We start from the raw sequence: 15,389 nt of genomic DNA on the forward strand, positions 1-15,389 counted from the left end.
TTAAGACCTCGAGGGGCTAGGCGCTGCAGCTAGACACTAAGAAAAGCGGAAGTGCCTTGCTCAAGTTAAGGAACGCAGACTAAAACCGCCACGTCCTGTGGCAACGTCTGCACAACCCACATCCTGTGGGCCCCAAGCTTAAGACGATCCAGACAGAAGGTCGTTCTTTGACCTTTTGACTGGATTGGCTTAAGACCCCGAGGGGCTAGGCGCTGCAGTTAGACACCAAGAAAAGCGGAAGCGTCTTGCTCAGAAAGGAATTTTTGTGTCCAATTTTCTCCTGTATAAAAAGGATTAGGGTGCCGCAAAATAACATGGTAAGACCACACCTAACGCCAAGGAGGACTTCACATGACAAAACATACGAAAAAAGACGGCGGCACAAAACAAAAAGGCAAAAACAAACCAAAACATAAAACATCCGGATCTGCCAACGGCCAAAACGGATATCATTAATAGAAAAGCGGAAGGCGCTTGCTCAGGGGCGACAAGCTTAAGGCGAGATGGCATAAAGGTTGTTCTTTAACCTTTAGGACAGATTGGCTTAAGACCTCGAGCCCCTAGCGCCTGCAGCTGGACAAACGAAAAGCGGAAGGCGCTTGCTCAGGGGCGACAAGCTTAAGACCTCGAGGGGCTAGCCACTGTAGCTGGACAATAGAAAAGCAAAAGTCCGAGAATAGACTTCTCGGACTTTTTTATACGTATTAAGAACGCAACAACCGCAAACTATTTAAAATGACAAGAATCGTTGAACCTTCATGACCAATAACTCCGTAAGGCAGATCAAGCACCTGCAAAAAGTTAGAGGATATTAAAACCATGATGACAGTGATGGAAAAGATAATATTCTGCTTCACAATTGCATTCATCCTCCGGGACAATGAGATGGCTTCAGCAATTTTCGGCAATTCATTTTTCATTAATACAACATCTGCGGTTTCGAGAGCGACGTCTGTACCTTCGCCCATGGCAATTCCAACGTTTGCCGATGCAAGTGCAGGTGCATCGTTAATTCCGTCGCCAACCATGGCAACATTACCGTATTTTTCTTTTAACGCTTTGAGCTGGTCAACTTTTGTTTCCGGCAGGCACTCGGCAATGAATTCGTCGACATGGCTTTCAGCGGCAATCGCGGCTGCTGTTTCTTTGCTGTCGCCTGTTAACATAATCGTATAAATGCCTTGTTTCTTCAGCAGTTCAATGGCAGCCTTTGTTTCTTGGCGAACAACATCCTTTAAGGCAATAATGGCAGCCAGTTCTCCGCCTCGCGTTACATGCACAACCGTTTTTCCGCTTTGAGCCAATGCTTCGGCTTTTAATTTGAATTCTTCCGTTTGATTACTTGGTGAAAAGTTCGCCTTCCCAATCGTCCACTCTTCATTTGCAATGACTGCTTTTACACCCCAGCCAGGAACATCCTCGATATAATCTGGTTCCGATAAAGGCTGATTTAATTGTTCTGTCGCATATTTCACGATCGCTTGTGCAAGAGGGTGTGTAGAATGCCGTTCGATTGAAGCTGTGACAGCTAAAATTTCTTCAGCGGAAACATCGGAAACCGCAACAAAATCAGTGACTTCCGGTTTCCCTTTTGTCAGTGTTCCAGTTTTGTCAAAAGCGATGGCATGCAAGTGGCTTAAATTTTCAAGATGAACGCCGCCTTTAAACAAGATGCCATGACGGGCACCGTTTGAGATTGCCGCTAATGTCGCAGGCATAATCGATGCCACCAATGCACATGGAGAGGCAACAACCAGAAGAATCATTGCTCGGTAAAATGTCTCAGTCCATGACCAGCCCAACAGAAAATGAGGCAATATCATCATTAAGGCAACAACAGACAGAACAACCTTCACATACCGCCCCTCAAATTTTTCAATAAAAAGCTGTGATGGAGATTTTTCACTTTGGGCGGATTGCACCAATTTAATAATTTTTTGAAAGAGAGTATCATTGCTGAGCTTTGTGATTTCTACAGTAATAGATCCGTTTAGATTAACGGTTCCAGCAAAGATTTCATCATCCGCGCCTTTTGAGACGGGCATCGACTCACCAGTAATCGCGGCTTCATCAATGGTCGTTTGACCTTTTACAATTTTGCCATCAGAAGGAACTCGTTCGCCAGGTTTCACAAGAATATGGTCACCAATGACCAGCTCTGATACATGCACTATTTTCTCTTGTCCAGCGGAGAGAAGTAAGGCTTCTTCAGGCTGCAGATCCATCAGTGCAGAGATTTCTTTATGACTTTTGTTCATTGTATATGTTTCTAAAGCACCGCTTAATGCAAAAATAAAAATTAAAATAGCTCCTTCAGTCCAATAGCCAATGATTGCAGAGCCGATGGCTGCAAAGATCATCAGCATTTCTACATTCAATTCTTTGTTTTCAATAGTATCTTCTATACCTTCTTTTGCTTTTGCAAAGCCGCCGATCACAAATGCAGCCAAATATACGGCAACTGATGCAGACTGGAAGCCTTCTCGATCTAAAAGCCAGCCTGCCAGAATAAGCACACCGCTAAAAAGAGCGGCAATAAGTTCTGCATGAGTTTTAATCGCTGCAAATGGGTTTCGTGTTTCAGCTGCTGGCTGTGTTTGGTAAACGGGATTTGTTTCAGTATTCATTTGGAGTTCCTCCTTGTTTAGTTGGACTATACACACGATCTCAAGTGAGAAGAATAATCAACATCAATACCCCAATAAAACGACGAAAGCTGCCACCATAGAGGTGACAGCATTCAAGACAAATTTTATATGTGGTTGTTTTGTATATTCCTATCATACCTTATCTAATAGAAGTTGCATAGCAAAAAGTTTCCAATTAGGCATGCTCTGCAACACTGCTCGGTTTCCCGCCAAATAAGGCGATACTCAAGAAGATGAGAAGCAGCATAATGCTTATTATATGAAAGAAGCTTAAAGCCTGGAAATACTCAATGAAAATTCCTCCTAAAAATGGCCCGGACAAGCTTCCCATGCTAAAAGCAACGCCGCAGAGCAGATTGCCTGTCGGCAGCAGATTGCGCGGCACAAGATCAGTCATATAACTAATTCCAAGCGAAAAAGTTGATCCAACTGCCATGCCTGCAACAAACAAACATACCGCAAGTGCTGTTGCTGAACTCTCAAGAAAGCTTGCTGTTACAAAGGCAAGTGAGCCAAACAGAAGAACACTCAATAATATTTTCCTTCTTCCGTATTTATCGCTTAACATACCAAGTGGCAGCTGAAAAACGATTGCTCCCACTGCAAAAGATGTTAATAGCAAGGATACGCTCGAAACCTCTAAGCCAATTCTTAACCCATACACAGGAAAGCTTCCATTCAGAGAAGCTTCTAAAAATCCATAGCCTAGTGGAGGAAGAAAGGCAACCCACGCATATTTAGATGCCGCTTTAAAACGCTTCATCGTTTCTTTGAAAGAATTCACTTGGACTGTTTGCTCAGGAAAATCATTTTTTAATGTGAATAAAAATAACCAGGCTATAAAACATAAAATAGATGAAATAATAAATGGCAATGCTTCATTAACCTCAACAAGCGGTGTCATCAAAGGTCCGACCGCAAAACCTAAACCAAAAAACAAACCATATAAAGATATGTTACGTCCTCTTTTATGATCAGGTGAAAAGCTGGTAATCCATGTCTGAGTTCCAAAATGCAAGGCATGATCGCCTATTCCAACCAATAACCGCAGCACAAACCAAAACCAAAACGTTTTCCAGAAAGGAAAAAGCAGCAGCGACAGTACAACGAGCAAACCTCCCAAAATGATTACCGGTTTATAGCCGTATTTACGCAGCGGATATTCCATAAACGGAGAAATCAGCAGAATTCCAATATAAAGTCCAGTTGCGTTTAGACCATTTAAACTCGAAGATACTCCATCCGCTTCAAAAATAACCGCAATTAAAGGCAGCAGCATCCCCTGACTGAATCCTGAAATCGCCACAATGCTTACTAAGATCCAAAAGCGCATATTTGCTCTATTTTTCATTACCCATACCTCAGTTTGTAAAAATTTAGTCTCCCTAAAAGATGGTATATGCAATTCAGAAGATTGGCAAGGAAAAGATGTCCAATGATCAAGGGAGAACGAGCTTAAAGAGCGGACTGTGAAAAGAGGAGAAGGAAAGATTGATCGGAAACAGTCGCGAATTAAACATTAAAAATGGGAAATGATCGAAACAAACACAAAATAGACCCTTCACCAAGGTTTTTTCGTGAATAAAATTGGAGGATTGCTTGAAAAATAAATAAATTGGTTATACATCCATTTTTTGCACAGAATAACCTTAAGAAAAGGAAGATAGATTCCTCTCTACACCATGCTGCATAAAGGGAGTTGTCCTGGATGAATAAAATATTTTTAGTGCTTGTTTTTGCAGGTGTTCCGCTTTCAGTAATAGGAACATTATTGCATTGGTCTAATATTATCCTGTTTGGGATCTATTGCTTAACGATTATAGCGCTGGCGGGCTTTATGGGAAGAGCAACGGAGAGTTTGGCGATTGTAGCAGGCCCAAGAATCGGCGGGTTGCTCAACGCAACATTTGGCAATGCTGTTGAACTGATTATCTCTGTATTTGCTCTAAAAGAAGGACTTGTGGGTGTTGTTCTTGCCTCTTTAACAGGCTCTGTCATTGGCAATCTGCTGCTCGTGGCTGGGTTATCCTTTTTTGTGGGAGGATTAAAATTTAAACGGCAGACTTATAATGTTTTTGATGCAAGACATAATTCGGGTCTGTTAATGTTTGGTGTCATTGTGGCATTTGTGATTCCGGAAGTTTTCTCCATGACAATGGATGGAACGAAAAAAATTAGTTTTAGCATAGGAATTTCGATTATATTAATTGTTCTTTATCTGGCAGCTCTATTTTTTAAACTTGTTACACATCGGGGTGTTTATCAAACAACCACTGAAAATGAGCAGCATGCTCATGAAGAACCGGAATGGGGAAAAGGAAAGGCTATTACTGTATTAGCCATCAGCACGGTTGCTGTTGCTTATGTGTCAGAGAATCTTGTTCACACATTTGAAACCGTTGGTGAAGCGTTTGGCTGGACTGAGCTCTTTATTGGGGTGGTCATTGTTGCAATCGTCGGAAATGCTGCCGAGCATGCATCGGCCATCATTATGGCTTATAAAAATAAAATGGACATTGCAGTCGAAATTGCGGTGGGGTCAACCTTGCAGGTGGCTATGTTTGTTGCACCAGTTCTTGTGTTAATTTCATTAGTTTTTGCGGAGCCAATGTCGCTTGTTTTCACATTGCCAGAATTAATTTCAATGGTGACAGCGGTTCTTTTGATGATTGTGATCTCAAATGATGGCGAATCCAACTGGTTTGAAGGTGCGACGTTATTAGCCGCCTATTTAATTATGGGGATAGGTTTCTATTTATTATAAAAGATAAAAACGGCTCTCAGGGGAAAGAGCCGTTTTCATGTTTACGGAAAGCAGTAGCTTTCTTCACTATAGGGTAGTCTTATAAGTATTTTTAAATCATGATTGTTTAGGTAAGCTTTATCTCTTCGCTAATCGGCATGAATCACCATCTTCCTGTTTAGGATGATTTCTCTTCCTGCTTGCCAGTCAATTATGCTCTAGCCTCCTTTATAAGCGAATGGGATTTAGCTGCCCTCCTTTGTTGTATTAAGGTAATTATGACATATATTTTGATATTTGTAAATATTCTGATTTTTACAATGGTGTTACATTTTTATTTCTTATGGATGGATAGAATGGCCTCGGGACGAAAAAACTAACAGTAAATCATAATGGCTAAATATGAAAGGAGTTCTTCAGCATGAAAAAAAGAATGCTACCCATTGTATCTGCTCTATTAATCATATTGTCCTTACAGACATCTGTTATGGCTGAAAAAACAGAAGAAAAAGCTGAAAAAGCAGAAGAAAAAACCGAAAAGGAAGAAACAGCAAAAGCCATCAATATTCCAAGCTCGGTTCTCAATATTACAAAGGAAAATACGTATCCGAATCCAGATCAGGATATGCCGACTCTTCAGCCTAGCGAGCTTACACAGCAGCTGATTGATTCTACAAAGGTGAAAATTGAGAATCCGGACTTAATCCGGATGTTAAATGAAACAACAGTCAATAGCACGCCTTTTGCTTTTGGCTATAAAGCTATTGTGTATTTAGGGCAATGGCCGCTGAATTATGAATCAACAGAAACAGCGCCAAACTGGGAATATCAAAAAATTAATACGAACTATTTTGATAATCGCGGAGGAAAAGCTCCCTATCAAATTCACTATGTTCAAGAAGCTCAGAAAGTAGTAAAAGGCGGATTAACCGCTAAAATTCCCAATTCAGAAGATGTTAAAAAAATGATGCTGTTAAAGGCAACCGAGAAAACAGGATTGTCTCTTGCGTTTGAAACGATCATTGGAGGCGGAACGAAAAAGGATAATGTGTATAATATCCCTCCTAAACGCCTTGGCTATTTATATGGCTATGCTCCTGCCATCAATGAAAAAGGAAAAGTGACATATGGCGAAGTTTTTCTTATGCTGAAAGGAAGCAAAAAGGTCATTGTCGTGAAAAATGTAACTTCGCAAGGAATTGGAGCATGGATACCTGTACAGGACCATATGTCCTTTGGGTTTATGGTATCTGAAAGACCTCGCTAAACAAAAAAACGCCCTAGGGCGTTTTTTTATTATACTTTTGCTGCTGAAGAGAAGGAAAGGTTTGCTTTCCGGTTTTGAAAATCAACACCTGGGTAGTATTTATCCTTTACAAGTACGTTTGGACCAAGACATTTTACTTGCGGGCAATGGCAGCTTAATGATTTTGCAAGACTTGTTTGACTCCACTTTTTGAACACATCCGGCAGGGAATCTGTCTGCACATTTCCAAGCGGAGGTGTATCGCCAAAGTCAGTTACAATGACTTCGCCAGTGAAAATATTGACGTTTAAACGGGAGCGGCCATCCGGATCATTGCGGACGGTTACCTTGTCAGTGTCGTTTAAGCGCTGCAATAGAGCAAGATCTTCAGCGTTTGTCTGGCAGGCATAAAACGGAAGTGTACCAAAAAGCATCCATACAGATGGATTTCGTATGTCTAACAAATGATGAATAGCAGAGCGTATTTCATTCAAAGAAAGAACTTCTAATGATGAAGCGAAATCGGAAGGGTACATAGGATGCACCTCATGCCGCTGACATTTCATCTCTTCCGTAATCTGCTTATGAATATTCTCTAAGTGAGGCAGTGTTCTTTTGTTTAGCATCGTCTCTGCCGATACCATCACACCTGCTTTGACAAGCTCAGCGCTATTATCGATCATGCGTTTAAATAATGCCTGGCGCTGGCTGATGGTAGGCTTTCGTTCCATCATGGCAAAGCCGCCTTCAATAAAATCCTCTTCAGTTCCCCAGTTGTGCGAAATATGAAGCACATCCAAGTAAGGTAAAATCGCATCATATTTACTAAGCTCAATTGTTAAGTTCGAGTTGATTTGTGTGCGCACTCCGCGTTCTCTTGCATAACGAAGCAATGGGACGACATAATTTTCCACTGATTTTTTTGAAAGCATCGGCTCGCCGCCGGTAATGGAAAGTGAGCGCAGATGAGGTATTTCCTCCAGGCGATTCAAGAACAATTCAATCGGCAGTGCGCTAGGATCCTTCGGCTGCAATGTATAGCCGACCGCGCAATGCTCACATCTCATATTACAAAGCACTGTAGTTGTAAACTCTACGTTTGAAAGCGTCATTCCGCCAAATTCTTCTATATCCATATAAGCTTCCCAAGGATCAAAATTCGGTGTAATCGGGGCTAATGGCAAAGTCATTACGTTAACTCCTTTAAAAAAATAATACTCCCAAAATGGGGGAGAAATCTCTAGTCATTATTAATCGAACACAGCGTTCTGTCAACTAGGCGTTTAATTCTCCTTTTATATGGGAAAAGACAAGCATCATATATTTTTGAGGAGGATCAACAATGGGTAATCAAACTTATTCAGACCAAGAACAGAACAGCAAATTATTAAAAGGCATTCTAATCGGTGGCATGATTGGCGGAGCATTGGCATTGCTTGATTCGACAACTAGAAATAAGGTGAAAGATACAGCATTGGGCATTAAAGAAACATCCAGCAAAATGATTACAGAAGTGAAGGAAAACCCTGGTGAGGTAAAAGATCAAATGATCAGCCAGTTTAAAAGTGCTTCTAACACATTAAAAGAAGCGATCAGTGATGCTCAAAAGCTATATCAGCGTGTGAATGAAGATATCTTCAGCAACATGGATGTGGTTAAAGAGGTTTCCAATGATGCATTAGAAGTTGCAAAGGATGCTAAACATGATCTTAAGGATATCGGTTCAAAAGTAAAACAAGCCGGCTCCGAGGTAATGGATCAGCCTGTTTCCACTGGAGGCACACAAGAAAAATCTGAATTCTATGGCAGCCAGGCAGGTACAGCTTTTCCAGTAAATAATGAGGATCTTGCAACAGATCCACAAGAAAATAAGTATTCAAAATAAACGTATGATTATGTAGTTCGCTTCATGCAAACCTCTGCTCCGGCAGAGGTTTTTATCATCAAAGAAGTGTGAAGGGAGACCCCAAAAGATGAGCAGAAGAGCAAAGTCATTAACGAGAGAAATGCAGAAAACCTCCCATGAAAGGGAGACAGATACCGGCACAAAAGGGATGGTTGTGACAGCGCATCCAATCGCAAGCGATATTGGCAGAGACATATTGGCGAAAGGCGGAAATGCGGTAGACGCTGCTGTAGCGATCCAGTTTGCATTGAATGTCGTTGAACCGATGATGACAGGAATCGGCGGCAGCGGCTTCTTTATGGTCTATCAAAAGAAAGAGGATACAGTGCAAATTTTTAACGGTCATTCAAGAGCCCCGAAAGCTGCTTATGCGAACATGTTTGTAGATGAAAATAAAGAGGTTATTCCATTTAAAGAAAGGTCAACACATGCGTCAGCAGTGGGCATTCCCGGCATCCTCAGTGCACTTGATGCTGCCTTGAAAAAGTATGGTTCAATGCCTCTTGCTGATTTAATTCAGCCATCTATTGATGTGGCTGAAGAAGGGGTGGAAGTCAATTGGGTGTTAAGCAATGCGCTTGAACAGCATGGCCACCGTTTAGGTGAACATGCAAAATCGTTCTTCTTCCCAGAAGGAGCTGCACTCGGAGAAGGTGATCTTCTTGTGAAAGAGAAGCTGGCAAACACTTTTCGCCTGCTTCAGGAAAAAGGGATAAAAGCCTTTTATGAAGGGGAGATCGCCGAAGCGATTGTAGCTGAGCTGAAAGAGGAAGGAGGATTAATCGAACTTGAGGATTTAAAGGAATATTCCGCCACAGTAGATGAGCCTGTCTGGGGCGAATACAGAGGCCACAAAATTGCCAGTGCAGCACCGCCAACAGCAGGTGGCGTTACCATGCTGCAGATCTTAAAGATTCTCGATACGTTTGATTTATCCAAATATGACATCAAATCAAAAGAAAAATATTATTTATTTTTAGAAGCCATGCGTCTGGCTTTTGCCGATAAAGTGGCTTTTTCAGGCGATCCGGAATTTGCTGAACTTCCGACAAAAGGACTGCTGGATGAACAATATATAAAAGAACGACTACAATATATCAATTTTAAAAGAAGGAACGATGCCATCGATTTCGGAAATCCATGGAAGCTTGAAGATGATCAGAAGCCCCCTGTGAAACAGCCGGATGATATGGAAAAAAGTGAAACCACTCATTTTACCGTTGTGGACCAATGGGGCAATATCGCAAGCTGTACTTCAACAGTCGAGCATCCATTTGGATCAGGAATCATGGTCAGTGATTATGGTTTTATACTGAATAACGAGCTGACTGACTTTGATGCTAATCCAGGCGGTACAAACGAACCTGGACCATGGAAGCGTCCTGTCAGCTGTAAATGCCCGACCATTCTATTCAAGGATGGGAAACCTGTCCTGACCTTAGGTTCACCGGGTGGTCCAACGATAATTGCTTCAGTGTTTCAAACGATTGTTCATTATCTTGATTTTGGTGTGAGTATTAAAGATGCCATTGACGAGGCGCGCATATTTGTCACCACCGGCCCATTAGTCGAATGGGAAGGAGAGATGGATCAGAATGCCAAAGGCGAGCTTCAGGCAATGGGCTTTGATTTTGGAGACGAGCCAAGCTCAATCGGCAATGTCCAGGCTATTGTGATTGATGGCGAAAATGGTCTTTTACATGGAGCCGCAGATTTCAGCCGGGAAGGAAAAGCTGCCGGCTTAAACGATTAATTGGCGGGCATAATAAAGGGGATATCCATTTGCGTCACAGCTTCTTTTCCTGTAGGATTGTTCTGAGATGAAAGGAGAGAGCCCATGGGTAGCCAGATTCAAGACAAAAATTCACAAGTAGTATTTCTAAAACAGCGCCTTAATATGTTCTTAGACGTATTGGATGCCATCGAGCCTGAAAATACAGAACTAGAAGATATTGACCGCTTAATTGATATGATTGACGATTTAGAATCCAAATGCCGTGAATTTAAGCATCGCGATATGTAAGGGATAAGGGCTGTCCGTGTTTAGTGCGCGGGCGGCCCTTTTTGGTTGCTTTTTTGTTGCTGGAAGTTTGTTTAGTTTTGGCGTTTGGCGTATAAATTCAAATAACGGCGGAAAAAATTTTTTTACGGCGGATATATCATTTTAAAGGCAGATATTTTGTCTGGGACGGCGGATAGCCTGTTTTTAAGATGCAAACTCTAGTCAATAAGAGCTTTTGCGGTGAAAGATTGCCCTTTACGAGGACAGGATGCCTCCTTGCACCATATTTTTATGAAAAATCTTTTTAATTCCCTCGTTTCTGATAAAATACTGGCGCCTCTTCAATGTTTTTCAGCCACACATACTCTTCTCCGTTTACTCCATCCCTCACCCACACATCACCAGGACTGTACACAGCGCTACTCCGCTTCCAAGTAAGCTTATTTCCAACCACTTGCGGAGCCAGGTCGATTTCCCTCTTCTTAGGAAATGAAATTTGCTTTTGGATGCTTGAATGAATATCAATCACATATAAAGCAGTGTACATAGTCGGCACCGGTCCTTCGTTCCACTCCAGATTTTCTTTCGCTCGTGCCACAATTACCTCATTTTGAGAGAACCATTCTAAATCCAAATCAACAAACCCTTCTGGTGTATAAACTTTTTCATTCTTAATAGCAGGCATGTCGGCTATGGCTGTTTTTTTATCTTTCACAAAAAATCGGCCTTCGCCAGAAATATAGGCTAATTGGTTGGAAGATGGGGCCCATTTTACCCAGTCTTTAAATCCTAGCATGTTACCGATCTTCTGGAACTGCCCTCCTTGATTGTCGATCACACATAATGAATTGCTATCATTTGACCATGATGCAGTAGGGATAGCAATCATGCTAAGCCATTTTCCATCATAGCTCCACTTAAAATCATTTGCGTAAATGGCGAACAAATCAGAATCATTCGTTTGAATCGTATAAAACGGGTGGATCTTATCTTGGGAAAGGTTAGCATCACTAGCAACTTTAAAAAGGTGGATAGGTCCCCAGCCGGCGGGACTTATACTGGGCTCAGCGGAAACAATGAACTCTTTCCCATTAGGAAACCATTCGAAAGAGCTGACTCCTAATGAAACATTTTCAAATCCTTGAGGGCGGCCATTTTTTTCATTAGTCACGTTAAGAACAGTACCGTCAGTATAAGCCAGCTGATTTCGTACAGGTGACCATTTAAAGCTAAAAGTATTAACATGAGGATAATGCTGAAAACTCTCTTTTTTCTCAATATCATAAATAAAAAGCTCTGACTTCTCGCCGCTCTCATCTCCATCTGTATAAGCAATAAAGCGGCCATCATAAGACCATTTCGGGGAACGAACATAAGCACCCTTGGTCAGCTGCACTTCTTTTTCGCCTTGTTTAATCCATAACTGATGATCCCGAATAAATGCAGCTGTAAGCGGGCTCTCCGCACTAGCAATTCCCACCTGAAAGCATAAGAAAATCATTAAGAATAATAACACCCTAATTTTCATAAACAACCCTCCTTACCCAATAAGATGTCCTAAACTATCCATGCAATGTAGTAAAAATGGCAGATATTCGTAAGCGTATTCAATCCCTTGCACACATAGGAGAACAGGGTATAATAAAAGAGAAAATATTTAGAATTGTAATGGGCAAAACAGGGGAGAAGAGAGAGGGGAAGGCAATAATGAATCTTGAAAAATTACAGCAAAGCATGTATGACTTAGTGGTAGAAACGTCAACAAAGCTGCCAAACGATGTTCGCCGTGCGATTCGAGCTGGAAAAGAAAGAGAAAGCGCTGGAACAAGATCTGCAATGAGCCTGGACACGATCACAAACAATATCAAAATGGCTGACGATAATATCTCGCCAATCTGCCAGGATACCGGACTTCCAACCTTTAAAATCAAAACACCAGTTGGCGTCAATCAGCTTGTGATTAAAGAAGCAATTACGAACGCTGTTGCACTTGCGACGAAAAACGGCAAGCTGCGTCCAAACTCCGTTGATTCCTTAACAGGCGAAAATAGCGGGGACAACCTTGGCGGAGGGACACCTGTCATTAAATTTGAACAATGGGAAAAAGACTATATTGATGCGCGCCTTATTTTAAAAGGAGGCGGCTGTGAAAATAAAAATATCCAATACAGCCTTCCATGTGAGCTGGACGGCCTGGGCCGTGCTGGCCGTGATTTAGATGGCATTCGCAAATGCATCATGCACTCTGTGTACCAAGCACAAGGACAAGGGTGCAGCGCCGGCTTTATTGGTGTTGGCATCGGCGGAGACCGTTCTTCTGGATATGATCTAGCAAAAGAACAGCTTTTCCGTTCTGTTGAAGATGTAAACGAAAACGAAGACCTGCGCAAGCTTGAGGAGTATGTCCTTGAAAATGCCAACAAGCTTGGCATTGGCACAATGGGTTTTGGCGGTGAGATTACGCTGCTAGGCTGTAAAGTTGGCGTCATGAACCGTATCCCTGCCAGTTTCTTCGTATCTGTTGCTTATAACTGCTGGGCATTCCGCCGTCTCGGAATCACAATTGATGCAGAAACTGGAGAAATCCAAGATTGGATGTATCAGGATGGAGAACAGATTGATTTTGGCAAAACGGATGCAGAGCAGGAAGTAGCTGCGACTTCAGAGGACAATGCGGTGATTGAACTGCAGGCACCGATTACTGAAGAGAAAATCCGCAGTCTAAAAGTGGGAGATGTTGTTAAAATTAACGGCATGATGTATACCGGCCGCGATGCGATTCACCATCATTTAATGGAGCATGACGCACCGATTGATCTCAACGGACAAATCATCTACCACTGCGGACCTGTTATGATGAAAGATGAAGACGGTAAATGGCATGTTAAGGCTGCCGGACCAACAACAAGTATCCGTGAAGAACCTTACCAAGGCGACATCATGAAAAAATTTGGCATCCGTGCTGTCATCGGAAAAGGCGGAATGGGACCAAAAACCCTTGCTGCTCTTGAAGAACATGGCGGAGTTTATTTAAACGCAATCGGCGGTGCGGCGCAATACTATGCGGACTGTATCAAGTCGGTCGAAGGCGTTGACCTTATGAACTTTGGAATTCCAGAAGCAATGTGGCACCTAAAAGTAGAAGGCTTCACAGCTGTAGTCACAATGGACTCTCACGGCAACAGCCTTCATAAAGATGTAGACAAGTCATCCCTTGAAAAACTGGCACAGTTTAAAGAACCTGTTTTTAAATAAAGTCGTAATCCCCCTGCAGGCTTGGTTTGCGGGGGATTTTTATGTGGAAGTGGGGGAGAATAAATTAAACGATGAAGTCTTGAATAGCAAGAAACCCACCTCTATAATCCAGAAAAAGGTAAATAGTGTCCCGAAAAGCAAAGAACCCCCCTCTATAATCCAGAAAAAGGTAAATAGTGTCGCGAAAAGCAAAGAATTATCCCTTTATAATCCAGAAAAAGGTAAACGGTGTCGCGAAAAGCAAAGAAATATCCCTTTATAATCCAGAAAAAGGTAAACGGTGTCACGAAAAGCAAAGAAATACCCCTTTATAATCCAGAAAAAGGTAAACGGTGTCGCGAAAAGCAAAGAAATATCCGTTTATAATCCAGAAAAAGGTAAACGGTGTCACGAAAAGCAAAGAAATACCCCTTTATAATCCAGAAAAAGGTAAATAGTGTCGCGAAAAACGGAGAAACACCCCTCTATAATCCAAAAAAAGGTAAACGGTGTCGCGAAAAGCAGAGAAACACCCCTCTATAATCCAGAAAAAGGTAAACAGTGTCGCGGAAAGCAGAGAAACACACCTCTATAGTCCAATAAAGTAGAATAACCTCTCTATTACAGCTAGATCCCACCAAAAAGTCATAAATTTCACTTAACAATTACTCAAAAGCCACCCAATTTCCACCATCCACATAAGGATACAATTGTCATTAATGTTTCCTCCATTTAAACAGAAACTAAGAAAAAATCCTGGAGGAGACAAAGATGTTAAAAAGAAGTATCATTTTCACCTTCATTTTACTATTGTGTACAACTACAGCCAACGCACAAACATCAAATAAAGCGATCCATTGGGGGTTCAAAAAAGCTTCAAACGAAGTGCCGGCAGAAGCGGGTAAACCGCTTGATGATCTTTTAGAGAAATACGATGCTTTTTATAAGGGTGACACATCGAAAAAGGATATATACTTAACCTTTGATAACGGGTATGAAAATGGCTATACAGCACAAGTTCTTGATGTGCTGAAAAAAGAAAAAGTACCCGGAGCGTTTTTTATTACAGGACACTACTTAAACACGGCACCAGACCTTGTAAAAAGAATGGCGGCAGAAGGGCATACGATTGGGAACCATTCTTGGCATCATCCTGATATGACAACAGTTGATCAAGAGCGCTTTATACGCGAATTAGAAAAAGTCAGAGCAGAAACTGAAAGACTTACCGGAATGAAAACGATGAACTACTTACGTCCGCCACGCGGCATCTTAAGCGAAAGAACACTAGACCTGGCCAAAAAACAAGGATACACACATGTTTTATGGTCATTAGCTTTTATTGACTGGAAGACGGATCAGCAAAAAGGTGCACAATACGCATACGACAATATCATGAAACAAATCCATCCAGGCTGTATTCTTCTGCTTCATACCGTTTCAAAGGACAATGCCGAAGCACTGGAAAAAGCGATTCAAGATTTAAAGAAACGCGGCTATACATTTAAAAGCATAGACGATTTAATGTGGTCGAGGAAAATCAGCAACCCAATGCTATACTGAATAAAAAAGATCGAATCCAGCTCTGCTTCTGACTGGATTCGATCTTT

The 15,389-nt window shown here is 41.8% G+C and carries 11 protein-coding genes; 7 read left to right on the forward strand and 4 right to left on the reverse strand.

Features of this window, described 5'->3' with window-relative positions; genetic code table 11:
- Positions 1-704: 704 nt before the first annotated feature.
- Together F7732_RS14800 and F7732_RS14805 are read right to left on the reverse strand one after the other, a co-directional pair.
- Complete coding sequence (locus F7732_RS14800; protein WP_151574789.1) at positions 705-2,627, reverse strand: heavy metal translocating P-type ATPase; 1,923 nt, start codon at positions 2,625-2,627, stop codon at positions 705-707.
- A 196-nt stretch (positions 2,628-2,823) separates the two neighbouring features.
- Complete coding sequence (locus F7732_RS14805; protein WP_151574790.1) at positions 2,824-3,999, reverse strand: MFS transporter; 1,176 nt, start codon at positions 3,997-3,999, stop codon at positions 2,824-2,826.
- Positions 4,000-4,356: 357 nt separating this feature from the next.
- On the opposite strand from F7732_RS14805, the gene cax reads away from it, so the two are divergent.
- Both cax and F7732_RS14815 read left to right on the forward strand, forming a co-directional pair.
- Positions 4,357-5,412 (forward strand): calcium/proton exchanger, encoded by a 1,056-nt coding sequence (gene cax / locus F7732_RS14810; protein WP_151574791.1) that lies wholly within the window; start codon positions 4,357-4,359, stop codon positions 5,410-5,412.
- A gap of 400 nt (positions 5,413-5,812) precedes the next feature.
- Positions 5,813-6,658: a YfkD famly protein gene (locus tag F7732_RS14815; protein ID WP_151574792.1), complete on the forward strand. Its 846-nt coding sequence runs from the start codon at positions 5,813-5,815 to the stop codon at positions 6,656-6,658.
- A 29-nt stretch (positions 6,659-6,687) separates the two neighbouring features.
- Here F7732_RS14815 and yfkAB read toward each other — a convergent pair whose 3' ends face one another.
- Entirely contained in the window at positions 6,688-7,827 is a 1,140-nt protein-coding gene (gene yfkAB / locus F7732_RS14820) for a radical SAM/CxCxxxxC motif protein YfkAB (RefSeq protein WP_151574793.1), read from the reverse strand.
- Between the two features lie 152 nt (positions 7,828-7,979).
- Here yfkAB and F7732_RS14825 point away from each other — a divergent pair, with 152 nt between their 5' ends.
- The 3 genes from F7732_RS14825 to F7732_RS14835 all read left to right on the forward strand — a co-directional run bounded on the left by F7732_RS14825 (position 7,980) and on the right by F7732_RS14835 (position 10,566).
- Positions 7,980-8,522, forward strand: a complete 543-nt coding sequence (locus F7732_RS14825; protein WP_240056639.1) for a hypothetical protein — start codon at positions 7,980-7,982, stop codon at positions 8,520-8,522.
- Positions 8,523-8,610: 88 nt separating this feature from the next.
- On the forward strand, positions 8,611-10,296 hold the full coding sequence (gene ggt / locus F7732_RS14830) for a gamma-glutamyltransferase (RefSeq protein ID WP_151574794.1): 1,686 nt from the start codon (positions 8,611-8,613) through the stop codon (positions 10,294-10,296).
- 84 nt (positions 10,297-10,380) lie between these two features.
- A complete protein-coding gene (locus F7732_RS14835; protein WP_080848407.1) occupies positions 10,381-10,566 on the forward strand; it encodes an SE1561 family protein in 186 nt (61 codons plus the stop codon).
- A gap of 283 nt (positions 10,567-10,849) precedes the next feature.
- Here F7732_RS14835 and F7732_RS14840 read toward each other — a convergent pair whose 3' ends face one another.
- Positions 10,850-12,073, reverse strand: a complete 1,224-nt coding sequence (locus F7732_RS14840; protein WP_151574795.1) for a translocation protein TolB — start codon at positions 12,071-12,073, stop codon at positions 10,850-10,852.
- A 179-nt stretch (positions 12,074-12,252) separates the two neighbouring features.
- On the opposite strand from F7732_RS14840, the gene F7732_RS14845 reads away from it, so the two are divergent.
- Together F7732_RS14845 and pdaA are read left to right on the forward strand one after the other, a co-directional pair.
- Positions 12,253-13,800 carry a fumarate hydratase gene (locus tag F7732_RS14845; protein ID WP_151574796.1) on the forward strand — a complete coding sequence of 516 codons (1,548 nt, stop codon included), beginning with the start codon at positions 12,253-12,255 and terminating at the stop codon, positions 13,798-13,800.
- 750 nt (positions 13,801-14,550) lie between these two features.
- Positions 14,551-15,342, forward strand: coding sequence for a delta-lactam-biosynthetic de-N-acetylase (gene pdaA / locus F7732_RS14850; RefSeq protein WP_151574797.1), 792 nt, complete (start codon positions 14,551-14,553; stop codon positions 15,340-15,342).
- Positions 15,343-15,389: the final 47 nt, after the last annotated feature.

The sequence above is a fragment of the Bacillus mesophilum genome (assembly GCF_008923265.1).
Classification (GTDB): domain Bacteria; phylum Bacillota; class Bacilli; order Bacillales; family Cytobacillaceae; genus Cytobacillus; species Cytobacillus mesophilum.

Excerpts from the sequence above, each read along its gene's own strand:
- F7732_RS14845 (WP_151574796.1), top strand. The coding sequence starts at position 12,253 with ATGAATCTTGAAAAATTACAGCAAAGCATGTATGACTTAGTGGTAGAA.
- pdaA (WP_151574797.1), top strand. The coding sequence starts at position 14,551 with ATGTTAAAAAGAAGTATCATTTTCACCTTCATTTTACTATTGTGTACA.
- F7732_RS14840 (WP_151574795.1), bottom strand. The coding sequence starts at position 12,073 with ATGAAAATTAGGGTGTTATTATTCTTAATGATTTTCTTATGCTTTCAG.
- F7732_RS14835 (WP_080848407.1), top strand. The coding sequence starts at position 10,381 with ATGGGTAGCCAGATTCAAGACAAAAATTCACAAGTAGTATTTCTAAAA.
- F7732_RS14805 (WP_151574790.1), bottom strand. The coding sequence starts at position 3,999 with ATGAAAAATAGAGCAAATATGCGCTTTTGGATCTTAGTAAGCATTGTG.
- F7732_RS14825 (WP_240056639.1), top strand. The coding sequence starts at position 7,980 with ATGGGTAATCAAACTTATTCAGACCAAGAACAGAACAGCAAATTATTA.
- F7732_RS14800 (WP_151574789.1), bottom strand. The coding sequence starts at position 2,627 with ATGAATACTGAAACAAATCCCGTTTACCAAACACAGCCAGCAGCTGAA.
- cax (WP_151574791.1), top strand. The coding sequence starts at position 4,357 with ATGAATAAAATATTTTTAGTGCTTGTTTTTGCAGGTGTTCCGCTTTCA.
- F7732_RS14815 (WP_151574792.1), top strand. The coding sequence starts at position 5,813 with ATGAAAAAAAGAATGCTACCCATTGTATCTGCTCTATTAATCATATTG.
- yfkAB (WP_151574793.1), bottom strand. The coding sequence starts at position 7,827 with ATGACTTTGCCATTAGCCCCGATTACACCGAATTTTGATCCTTGGGAA.
- ggt (WP_151574794.1), top strand. The coding sequence starts at position 8,611 with ATGAGCAGAAGAGCAAAGTCATTAACGAGAGAAATGCAGAAAACCTCC.